The organism is Oricola thermophila (assembly GCF_013358405.1).
Lineage (GTDB): Bacteria > Pseudomonadota > Alphaproteobacteria > Rhizobiales > Rhizobiaceae > Oricola > Oricola thermophila.
Genome location: NZ_CP054836.1, coordinates 349526 through 361323, shown reverse-complemented (window position 1 = coordinate 361323; position 11798 = coordinate 349526). Strand labels below are relative to the sequence as shown.

The following is an 11798-nucleotide window of genomic DNA, read 5'->3' as shown; positions in this document are numbered from 1 at the left end:
ATCCTCCCCTCGCTATGGACAGCGATTTTGCGCTTCATGGCGACAAGATCAAGGCGCAAGCACCGCAAAGCCCGTCACAATCTGACAATCTTGCCCGGATTCATGATGTTGTCGGGATCGATGGCGCGCTTGACCGCCCGCATCACGTCGAGGGCTCCGCCGAGCTCCATCTCCAGGAATTTCATCTTGCCCTGTCCGATACCGTGCTCGCCGGTGCACGTTCCGCCCATGGCCAGCGCCCGCGTGTTCAACCGTTCGACGAAATTCTCCAGCGCCTCGATTTCCTTCGGGTTCGTGTCGTCCACCAGCACCGAGACATGGAAATTGCCGTCGCCGGCATGCCCGACGATGGGGGCGACCAGCCCGGCCTCCTCGATGTCGACCTCGGTTTCGGCGATGCAGTCCGCCAGCCGGGAGATCGGCACGCATACATCTGTCGCCACGGCCTTGGCGCCGGGCCGCAGCGCGATGCAGGCCCAGTAGGCATCATGGCGTGCCTGCCACAGCTTCAGCCGCTCTTCCTCTCGTGTCGACCAGATGAACCCGGAACTGCCCAGCTCCGCCGCGATTTCGCCGAAGGTTTCCGCCTGTTCCTTCACCCCGGCATCGGAGCCGTGGAATTCCACGAACAGGCAGGGCGAGATAGGCAGGTCGAGCTTGGAATATTCGACGATTGCCTTCATCTGCAATTCATTGACAAGCTCGATGCGCGCAACCGGAATGCCCATCTGGATCGTCATGATGACGGCATTCGCCGCCGCGTCCAGCGTCGGGAACGGGCAGACCCCCGCCGAGATCGCCTGCGGTATGCCCTGCAGCCGCAGCGTCAGGGAGGTGATGACGCCGAGTGTGCCTTCCGAGCCGACGATCAGCCGCGTCAGGTCGTAGCCGGCCGAGCTTTTCCTGGCCCGCTTCGCCGTGGTGATCTTGCGTCCGTTCGGCAGCACCACGTCGAGCGAGATCACGTTGTCGCGCATCGTGCCGTAGCGCACCGCGTTGGTTCCCGAGGCGCGCGTCGCGGCCATGCCGCCCAGGCTGGCATCCGCGCCCGGGTCGATCGGGAAGAACAGCCCCGTGTCACGCAGATACTCGTTCAGCTGCTTGCGCGTGATGCCGGGTTCCACCGTGCAGTCGAGATCCTCGGCATGCACCTCGATGACCCGGTTCATGCGGCTGACATCGATGGAAATGCCGCCCGCAGGCGCGTTGACATGTCCCTCCAGCGACGTCCCCGTGCCGAACGGTACGATCGGGACCTTGTTGTCGGCGCATATCTGCACCGCCTGCTGTACGTCGTCGGCGCTTTCGGCAAACACGACACCGTCGGGCAATTGTGCCGGAATGTAGGTCGTCGAATGGGCATGCTGGCGGCGCAGCGCCTCGCCGGTCGAGAAATTGTCGCCAAAACGCTGCTTGAGGATTTGCACGGCGAGTGCGATGCCGCTCTCGTTGCGCTCGGCAGGTTTGATGTCGCTCAGTGCCACGGTCTCCTCCGGACTGGAATTGCGCTTTCGATGGAATTCCTTAACGTGCGAAGCATACACTCCGCATCGATTTCCTTTTCACCTCCGGCGCATGCACGCTTCAGGGCGATGATTGAGACCTTCAAACGCATTCCTGCCATTGTCGCAAGCTGGATCCGTCCGAATGTCGATACTTTCCTGTCGACCGGGCAGCCGAAGATCTGGGCCCTTTCGCTGATCATCGGTGCCGGCGTCGGCATGGCTGCCATATTGTTCCGCGAGGCGATCGGGCTGGTGCAGCTTCTCTGGCTGGGCACGCGCACGGAGGAGGTCCTCACCGCGGCGCGCAACATCGCCTGGTACTGGATTTTCCTGGCCCCGGTAGCTGGCGGAGCGGTTGTCGGCGCGCTTCTTCACCTGCTGAACGCGAAACGCACCGGCGGCGTGGCCGATGTCATAGAGGCCCGCGCGATGGCCGGCCGTCCGCTGGATTTCAGGGACGGGATCCTATCGGCCATCGTGACGGCAGTTTCGCTCGGCGCCGGCGCCAGCGCAGGACGCGAGGGGCCCGTCGTCCATCTCGGCGCGACGCTCGCCTCGGTCATCGGGCACCGGCGGAAACTGCCCGAGTGGTGCGTGCGCACGCTACTCGCCGCGGGTGTGGCCAGTGCCGTCTCCGCCTCCTTCAACGCGCCGATAGCCGGCGTCCTGTTCGCTCACGAGGTGATACTGCAGCACTATGCCTTCCGGTCCTTCGTACCCATCGTGATCGCCTCGACCGCGGGCACGGTGCTGTCGCGCCTCTGGTTCGACGAGGCGACCGCCTTCTTCGTGCCGGCCTACCAGATCACCTCCTATTGGGAGTTTCCTGCCTTCGCACTGCTGGGAGTCGTCTCCGCGATCGTTGCCGTCCTTTTCCAGTTTTCATTGATCGCCGCCGACTATGTCGCGCGAAACGTCCAGCTGCCCCTGTTCCTGCGGCCGGTTATCGGCGGCATGGCTGTCGGCGCCATTGCGGTCTTCTTTCCGCATGTGCTGGGCGTCGGCTACCAGGTCACCGACCAGGCGCTGTGGAGCCAGTTGCCGCTCCACCTCCTCCTTGTCCTGATCGTTGCCAAGTCGATCGCCACCGCCATCACCCTGGCCTCCCGCTTCGGCGGCGGCGTGTTCTCGCCATCGCTCTATCTCGGCGCGATGACCGGCGGCGCATTCGGCCTGATCGCCGGATCGGTTTTTCCCGACATGGCTTCGAGCGGCGGGCTCTACGCCATTCTCGGCATGGGCGCGGTCGCCGGCGCGGTCATCGGCGCACCGATTTCGACCACGGTCATGGTCTTCGAGCTGACCGGCGGCTACACGCTGTCGATCGCCCTGCTGCTCACCGTGGCCATTGCCTATGGCATCAACCAGGCAATCCACGGCCATTCCTATTTCCACTGGCAGCTGGAGATGCGCGGCCTGTTCATCCACGAAGGCCCGCACCGCAGCCTGACGCGCGCCAAGCGGGTCATGGACTTCATGGACTTGCTGGAACCGGACGCCGAGCCGGTCAACCTGGCGGAGGACGACGGGACGCCGGTCCTCAGGCCCAGCGACACGCTGGAGCGCGCGCTGCGCCTTTTCGATTCTCACGGCGTGTCGCGCCTGCCAGTCTGCGACGAAGGCGATCCGCGCAGGGTCATAGGCTGGGCCGATCAGGTCCGGGCCCTGCGTTACTTCAACAAGGCGCTGATCGATGCCTCGATCGAGGAACACCGTTAGCATTCTTCGCGTCGGATTTCTGCGGTGAACGTCTGGGTTAACGGCTGGTTCACCAGTTTCGGCAATTTTTGCATGCGCATGGCGGAAATGGGCCGCCTGTGGCCACTGGTTGGATTCGCCCAGAGGATAAGATGATCGGCAGTGGAAAGACGCGACCGGAAACGCTCTTGCCGGAGACCGCGAACCTCGAGGACTACCAGGCGCTATTGTCGGTTGCGGCCGACTGGATCTGGTTCACCGACAAGGATCACAAATTCTGCTACTTCGCCGGCAGGGTGAAGGAGGCCACGGGCGTGGATCCCGAAAAGATGCTCGGCAAGTCGCGCAAGGGCATCTTTCTCGACAATGCAAATGGTGAGATCGAATATCGCGCCCATCTCGAGACGCTCGACCGGCACGAGCCCTTTCGCGACTTCATCTACAAGTTCATCGACCCGCAGGGCGAGGTGCGCTGGATCGCCGTGGACGGCCATCCGGTATTCGACGCCAACGGCGAGTTCCAGGGCTATCGCGGCCTGGGCCGAAGCCTGGGCGGTGTCCTCAACAAGCTGGCCGAAGTCGATCAGGCCCGCCGCGAGAAGCGGCAGCTCGAGACCATCATCGACGCCGGCCTGAATGCCGTCTCCTCCGGCATCGTCATCTACGGTCCCGACGAGCGGATCGCCTATGCCAACGATGCCGTCCACTCCATGTTCCCCGGCGTTTCCGACATGATGGTACCCGGCACCGCCCTTGCCGATCTCCTGCGCGAGGCGATCCGGCGCGGAGTCTACGCGGAATTCGACGAGATCCGGGATCTCGAAGGCGAGGCCCTCGAACGCGAGGTCGGGAAAAGGCTGGCCGAGCACCGGACCGAAAGTCATGTCGCCGAGCAACAGCTTCCCGACGGACGTTGGTGCCGCGTCGAGAACCGGCGCCTGGAAAACGGCATCATCGTTTCGATCCGCACCGAGATCACCGACTGGAAGCGTCACACCGCGGACATGGATGCCGCAAGGGCGGAGGTCGAGAAGTCCTTCGCGCTGTTGCAGACCATTCTCGACAACGTGCCGATAGGAATGATCGTCTACGACGAGGACGACCGCTTCCTCCTCGCCAATCGCACGCTGCGCGCAGACCAGCCGCAGATCGCGCCGGCCATGCAGCCCGGAAAGAAGCTGGAGGAGGCTGTCGAGATCGCCCGCGAGACGGGCGTCTGGAACCGGACCGACGACACCGAGGTGGACAGGCTGTTCGAGACCGATCCGGAGGAATGGAAGCGCCGCAAGCTGGAAGAATTCCGCCAGCAGCGGTTCGAATCCATGCGCCATACCGCCGACGGGCGATGGTTCAAGATCGTCAACATTCGCACTGACGAGGGCCTGATGATCGGTCTGCGCATGGACGTGACCGAATTGAAGAACCAGCAGACCGCCCTCGCCGAACGGTTGCGCGAGAACGAGCTCTACCAGAACATCATCGAGGCCATACCGGCATCAGTCTATGCCAAGACACCTGACCTGAAGCTCGTTTACGCCAACTCCGGATGGGAGAAATTTTCCGGCATGCCGATCGCCGAGGCGCTCGGCAAGACCGACGAGGACGTCTATGGCGAGACCGGGCGGGAGTTCATGGAGGCCGATCGGCGTGTGCTCGAAACCGGGGAGGTTCAGCAGGTCGAAGAGATCGGTCGGAATGCCGACGGTACCCCGCAATACCGCCTCGCCCGCAAGAGCATGGCCACCGGCTCCGACGGTTCGGTCTATCTTGTCGGCGTCACCACCGACATCAGCGAGTTGAAGGCTCGAGAACAGGATGCCGTCGACGCGCGGACCAAGGCGGAACTGGCGCAGAACGTGCTTGACCGGCTCTCGAGCCCCGTCATGGTGAAGAATGCCGAGGGCATCTACGTGATCGCCAACAAGGCGTTTGCCGACATTCACGGCAAGTCCATCGAGGAAATCGTGGGCAGCAGCGCCAGGGAGTTGATCCCGCCGGAAGATTACGAGAAGGCGACCATGTACGAGGACGAGGTCATGGCCACCGGCGAGACCCGTGTCCACGAGCATGACATCGTCTGTGCCGACGGCACCGTGTTCGCAGCCAAGGTCTTCAAGTCTCGCGAGCGCCTGGCCGACGGCAACGACTATCTCGTTGTCCGCATCGAGGACATCTCGAAGTTCCGCAAGCGCGAGAATGCCTTGCGGGAGGCTCAGCACAAGGCCGAGGCGGCCGACCGCGCCAAGTCGGAGTTCCTCGCGAACATGAGCCACGAGATCCGGACGCCGATGAACGGCGTCCTCGGCATGGCCGAACTGCTCGCGGCCAGCGAACTGAACGAGAAGCAGCGCACCTTCGCCGATGTAATCATCAAGTCCGGCAATGCGCTGCTGACCATCATCAACGACATTCTCGACTTCTCCAAGATCGACGCCGGACAGCTGGAACTCGACCCCGCGCCTTTCGACTTGCGCGAGGCGGTCACCGACGTTGCCACCTTGATGACCGGACGGGCGCGGCAGAAGGACATCGAGATGATCGTGCGCGTCGATCCGGCGGTCCACGACTCCTTCGTCGGCGATGTCGGCCGGCTGCGGCAGGTGCTGACCAACCTCGTTTCCAACGCGGTCAAGTTCACCGAGTACGGCCATGTCCTGATCGACGTGGATGGCCGCGATCTCGGCGACCGCACGGAACTGACCTTCAAGGTCACCGACACCGGCATAGGCATACCGCCCGAGAAGCTGGAGACCATCTTCGAGAAATTTTCCCAGGTGGACGGCTCGTCCACGCGCCGCCACGAGGGGACCGGTCTTGGCCTCGCCATCTCTTCCTCCATCGTGAAGATGATGGGCGGCGACTATGGCGTGGAAAGCACTCCCAACGAGGGCTCCACCTTCTGGTTCACCGTCACCCTGCCGAAACACGGCGAGCGGGTGGTGCCGGCAAGACCGTCCGTCGACGTCACCGGCTCGCGCATACTCGTTGTCGACGACAACGAGGTGAACCGCTCGATCCTGTCCGAGCAGATGAGCGCCTGGAAATTCGAGACCGTCGCCGTCGGCTCCGGCGTGGAGGCCCTGCAGGCGCTGCGCGAGGCGCAGGCCGCCGGCAAGCCCTTCGATTGCATGGTGCTCGACTACCAGATGCCGGGGATGAACGGCTTGGATGTCGCCGCGTCCGTGCGCCTCGACTCGCGTCTTTCCGCGACACCCATCGTCATTCTGACCTCTGCCGACAACGGCGTCTCGCTTGAGGACATCCGCCGTCTCGCCATCGAGAAGAACCTGATGAAACCGGCGCGCGCCTCGATGCTGCTGGAGGCCATCGTCGGTGCCATGACCGATCCGCGGGACCGCCAGCTTTCGCCCCTCGCCGGTCCGGTCAGCGCAGCCGGCGCGCCGGCACCGGAAAGCCCGGAAACTGCAGAGGCAGCGGGGGCGCCACGCGCGGACGGAACGACGCGGCCGGTTGAAGGCATGGTTGCAGCTGCGCCCCGGCGGGACGAACCCGCACGCCCCGCAGGGCCGGAAGCGACCGTTGTGGCAACACCGACCGTTGCACGCGCCGAGCCTGGTCCCGCGCCTGCCGGGGAATCGAGCGGCTCGGCCCGCGACGGCGCCAGCGCCGACGCCGGGGAATTTGCCCTCGACATCCTGATTGCCGAGGACAATGACGTGAACCAGCTCGTCTTTTCGCAGATCCTGTTCGACAGCGGCTATCGCTTCGAGATCGTCGGCGACGGCAGGCAGGCGGTGGACACCAGCGAGAGGAAGCCGCCGCGCCTGATCCTGATGGACGTGTCCATGCCCGAACTGAACGGTCTCGAGGCGACCGCTCTCATCCGCGAACGGGAACAGGCCGGCGGCCGGCGCACGCCGATCATCGGCGTCACCGCCCATGCCCTGAAGGGCGATCGCGAGAAGTGCCTCGAGGCCGGCATGGACGACTATCTGTCCAAGCCGATCAGCCCCGATGCACTGCTCGCCAAGGTTGCCGAGTGGCTGGAGCGCTCGGACCCTGCGGCGGCGAGCGGCTAGGCCGAAGGCTAGCCGAGCTTCTCCCGGAAAAAGGCAAGGGTGCGGCTCCAGGCCAGTTCCGCAGCCGTCTTGTCGTAGCGCGCCTCCGAGGTGTCGTTGTTGAAGGCGTGGTTCACGCCCTCGTAGACATGGATCGTGAATTCCTTGCCGTTTTGCTCCAGCGCGGCCCGATAGGCGTCGATACCGGCATTGATCCGGTCATCGAGCCCCGCATAGTGCAGCAGCAGCGGGGCCTCGATTGCCGGCACGTCTTCCGCCGCCGGCTGCCGTCCGTAATATGCCACCGCCGCGTTCAGCCCGGTATCGGCGACGGCCAGGTAATTGACCAGCCCGCCGCCCCAGCAGAAGCCGACCGCGCCGACCTTGCCGTTCGTGGCGTCATGCCCGGCGAGAAACTGCCGCGCCGCCGCCGCATTGGCGACCGTGGCGGCGCCGTCCAGCTCGCCGAACATCGCCCGCGCCCTGTCCTCGTCCTCCGGCGTGCCGCCGAGCGGTGACAGGAAGTCCACGGCCAACGCGGCGAATCCCTCCAGCGCCAACCGCCGCGCCACGTCGCGGATGTGCTCGTTGAGGCCGCGGTTTTCGTGAATGACGATGACGGCGGGGAGCGGGTCCGACGCGCCTGCCGGCGTCACGAAGTAGCCGGACATGGCTCCGGTCGCCCCGTCGAAGGACACGTCCTCGCCCGAAATGCGCTGATCGCCGGCCTCGACCATGGCCGCCTTCGCGCTGCTGGCCGCGAGCATGGGCGCGATCACCGCCGCTGCGGCACTGGATCCCGCCAGCTTCGTCAGCCGGTTCATGAACCGCCTGCGGTCGAGCGTCAGGTGGGTATACTCGTCATAGGCGTCGATCATCGCCTGGGTGATTGTCGGCTTCCGCGTCATGCCTGCCTCCTTGCGCCGGGAATACACCGCCGAGGCTAGCCCGGTTTCGCGGCAGCGCCGCGGCGGAAGCGCTCCGCCGCGATCACATTTGTGCGAGCGGGCACGCCGCCGCCTGCGGCGCGCCTAGTCCTCGGCCAGCAGGCCGCGCCAGGCCAGCGCGCCAAGTGCGGCGCCTGCGAGCGGTGCCACCCAGAACAGCCACAGCTGCCCCGCAGCGCCCGTCTCGGCGAAGAAGGCCACCGCCGTCGACCGGGCGGGGTTGACCGATGTGTTGGTCACCGGGATCGAGACCAGGTGGATCAGCGTCAGCGCGAACCCGATTGCGAGCGGCGCGAAACCGGCGGGCGCCCGTTTCGAGGTCGCCCCGAGAATGACGACGAGGAATCCCGCCGTCAGCACCACCTCGCAGAGCAGTGCCGCGAACAGGCCGTACTGGCCCGGCGAATTCGCGCCATAGCCGTTCGAGGCGAAACCGCCCGGCGAGAATTCCGGCGCGCCCGACGCGATCGCGTAGAGCACGATGCCCGCTACAAGGCCGCCGGCGACCTGTGCGATCCAGTAGGGAACCAGTTCCTTGAAGTCGAACCGTCCGGCCACCGCCAGGCCGAGCGATACCGCGGGATTGAAATGCCCGCCGGAAATATGCCCGACCGCATAGGCCATGGTCAGCACGGTGAGACCGAAAGCCAGCGCCACGCCGGCAAAGCCGATTCCCAGCGTCGGGTACCCGGCCGCGAGCACCGCGCTGCCGCAACCGCCGAAAACAAGCCAGAATGTGCCGAACCCCTCGGCCGCGAGTTTCTTGATCATCACCGTTTCCTCATCCCATTGCAAAGTATTGCTGGTTGCGGAGAGAAATCCAGTCATGTTGATTCGCTCGCCGCAACGGCAATTTACGCATGAAGATCGAAAATAATCACGGGATATTCTGACAGCAAAATCACGCAAAGGATAAACAAAACCACATAATGCTCGGAAATTGCCTGATTTTACAGAATTTGCCACACCTCTCCACCGACAGCCCATTGCCACGGAACTGCGACAAGCAGCCTGTGGAACCAGCCGGAAACGCTTCCCGTTCCCGAGCCGAATCCGTTATTCAGGAGAGTGCCGGCTCGTCTGCCGGCGATTCTTCACACCGTTACACGCGAGCAGGCACGAGCTTGAAAGTCGACATCGACATGGGAAAGACGGCCGCCGGCGACGCGGCCATGCTCGACATCGAGGAGCTGCTTGCCACCCGCCTGCTCGTCCAGGGCAATTCGGGGTCCGGAAAGTCCCATCTTCTGCGCCGCCTGCTCGAGCAGTCCGCGAAATGGGTGCAGCAGGTCGTGATCGACCCGGAGGGCGATTTCGTGACGCTTGCCGACGCCTTCGGCCATGTCGTGGTTGATGCCGACCGTTCCGAGGGCGAACTCGTCGGCATCGCCAACCGCATCCGCCAGCACCGTGTCTCCTGCGTGCTCACGCTGGAGGGGCTGGAGATCGACGACCAGATGCGCGCCGCTGCGACCTTCCTGAACGCGCTGTTCGACGCCGAGCGCGAATACTGGTTCCCGGTCCTCGTCGTTGTGGACGAGGCGCAGATGTTCGCGCCCGCCGCCGGCGGCGAGGTCGCCGAAGACGCGCGCCGCGCCTCGCTGGGCGCCATGACCAACCTGATGTGCCGCGGCCGCAAGCGCGGCCTTGCAGGCGTCATCGCCACCCAGCGCCTCGCCAAGCTCGCCAAGAACGTCGCCGCGGAAGCCTCCAACTTCCTGATGGGCCGCACCTTCCTCGACATCGACATGGCCCGCGCCGCCGATCTCCTCGGCATGGACCGCCGCCAGGCCGAGCAGTTCCGCGACCTGCGCCGCGGCTCCTTCGTCGCCCTCGGCCCAGCGCTGTCGCGCAGGCCGCTGAAGGTGGAGATCGGCCCCGTCGAGACCGGCGCGCGCTCCTCGAGCCCGAAACTGATGCCGTTGCCTGACAAGCCGGAGGATGTTGAGGAGCTGATCTTCACGCCGGATCCCGAGGATTTCGTCCGCCCCGCGGCCCCGCGCCGCGCCGCGCCCCAGCCGCGCGCGACCACCGACATCATGGACGATCTCGCCCGTGCCGTGGAAAGGCAGGAATCCGGTTCCGGCGAGGAAACCGAAACGGAAATGCCCGGCCGCAAGCCGCCGCTATCCGCGGAGGAAATGGAATCCTGGATCACGGACACACTGGCCGAGATCACCTCGGACCCGAACTCGGCCTTCCGCTCCGATTCCGAGCTCTACCAGGACTTCCTTATGCGCGGCCGCATGCGCCGCATCTCCGGCGCGCCGCTGCCGTTGGGCGAGTTCCGGCTGCGCCTGGCAATCGCGCGGGCCGGTGTCGACGAGGAGACGGCCGCCTCGGAGGCCTGGCAGACGGCGGTCACGCTTGCCGGGAATGTCACCGATGACCTGAAGGGCGTGTTCCTCATGCTGGCCGCGGCGGCCATCCGGAATGCCCCCTGCCCGTCGGATGCCGAGATCGCCCGCGCCTACGGCACCCACTCGGCCCGCCGCGCGCGCCGCTTCCTGGACTGGTTCGAGGAAAAGGGCCTGGTCGTCACGCATACCGACCACGCCGGAAAACGCATTGTCGCCTTCCCGGACCTTGATGCCCGCACGCAGGGCGGCGACGCTGACGCCCCGTTGGCCGACGCCGCGGAATAGCACCCGAAACGGATGGCGTCGGGCGCGGCATCGTGATACCGGAAATGCCATGAAGGAACGGCGCATCCGCTTTCGGCACATCCGCACCTTTCTCGAAGTGGCACGCCAGCGCAACGCGACGCGGGCCGCCGAGCGGCTCAACACCGTCCAGCCGGCGGTGTCCCGCTCGTTGCGCGAACTGGAGACGGAAATAGGGCGCCCGCTCTTCGAGCGGACGTCCGACGGGCTGGTGCTCACGGAAGCCGGAGAGCGGCTGTACCACTTCGCAAACACCGGCATGAGCCACATCGAGATGGGCGTGGCAGAAGCCGCCGGAGACGGCCATCACGAAGTCGTATCCTTCGGTGCACTGCCCAACATCACCCGGCGAATCCTTCCCGAAGCAGTCCTCAGGTTCAAGCGGGTCCGTCCCGGCATCATAGTCCGGCTACTGTCGGGCACCAACGAGGAACTGCTCGGAAAGCTTCGCACCGGCGAGGTCGATTTCGTCATCGGCCGGCTCGCCGGGCCGGAAACCATGACGGGATTGAGTTTCGAGCACTTGCTCTATGAAAACATGGTTTTTGCCGCCCGCGCCGGTCATCCGCTCGCTGACCTTGATCTGGTGCCGCTTTCCAGCGTCGACCGCCACCTTGTCATTCTCCCCCCACCGAAAACGGTGATCCGGCAGGAACTCGACAAGTTTCTTGTTGCCAACGGAATTCCACGTTTCCGCGATTCCATAGAGACAATCAGCTTTGAGTTCGCAAAGCTGATAGTTCGGGACAGCGATGCTGTTGTCGCCCTTCCCTTTGGTGCCATGGAGCCGGAGCTGGCTGACGGTACGCTGGTCCAACTGGCAACTCCGTCGGAGACGCTGCGTGGCCCGGTCGGCCTCACATTTCTGCCCGGACGACAGCTTTCTCCGCCGACCCTCATGCTTCTGGAAATCCTTCGGGATCGGATTTCCCGCCTCGCGGGCGCCAATACTGTATAACAGAATCG

The 11798-nt window shown here is 64.8% G+C and carries 7 protein-coding genes; 4 read left to right on the top strand and 3 right to left on the bottom strand.

Translation table 11 applies throughout. From position 1 onward, the window contains the following. Positions 1–74: 74 nt before the first annotated feature. Positions 75–1484: an FAD-binding oxidoreductase gene (locus HTY61_RS01600; protein ID WP_175275146.1), complete on the bottom strand. Its 1410-nt coding sequence runs from the start codon at positions 1482–1484 to the stop codon at positions 75–77. A gap of 108 nt (positions 1485–1592) precedes the next feature. Here HTY61_RS01600 and HTY61_RS01595 point away from each other — a divergent pair, with 108 nt between their 5' ends. Further along, positions 1593–3224 (top strand): chloride channel protein, encoded by a 1632-nt coding sequence (locus tag HTY61_RS01595; protein WP_175275145.1) that lies wholly within the window; start codon positions 1593–1595, stop codon positions 3222–3224. A 131-nt stretch (positions 3225–3355) separates the two neighbouring features. Further along, positions 3356–7243 carry a response regulator gene (locus tag HTY61_RS01590; protein ID WP_175275144.1) on the top strand — a complete coding sequence of 1296 codons (3888 nt, stop codon included), beginning with the start codon at positions 3356–3358 and terminating at the stop codon, positions 7241–7243. 8 nt (positions 7244–7251) lie between these two features. Here the strand turns inward: HTY61_RS01590 and HTY61_RS01585 are convergent, their stop codons facing one another. Further along, positions 7252–8130 carry a dienelactone hydrolase family protein gene (locus HTY61_RS01585; protein WP_175275143.1) on the bottom strand — a complete coding sequence of 293 codons (879 nt, stop codon included), beginning with the start codon at positions 8128–8130 and terminating at the stop codon, positions 7252–7254. A 123-nt stretch (positions 8131–8253) separates the two neighbouring features. Continuing rightward, positions 8254–8940: an aquaporin Z gene (gene aqpZ, locus HTY61_RS01580; RefSeq protein WP_175275142.1), complete on the bottom strand. Its 687-nt coding sequence runs from the start codon at positions 8938–8940 to the stop codon at positions 8254–8256. A gap of 353 nt (positions 8941–9293) precedes the next feature. Here aqpZ and HTY61_RS01575 point away from each other — a divergent pair, with 353 nt between their 5' ends. Further along, positions 9294–10814 (top strand): helicase HerA domain-containing protein, encoded by a 1521-nt coding sequence (locus tag HTY61_RS01575; protein WP_175275141.1) that lies wholly within the window; start codon positions 9294–9296, stop codon positions 10812–10814. 49 nt (positions 10815–10863) lie between these two features. Further along, entirely contained in the window at positions 10864–11790 is a 927-nt protein-coding gene (locus tag HTY61_RS01570) for a LysR substrate-binding domain-containing protein (protein ID WP_175275140.1), read from the top strand. Positions 11791–11798: the final 8 nt, after the last annotated feature.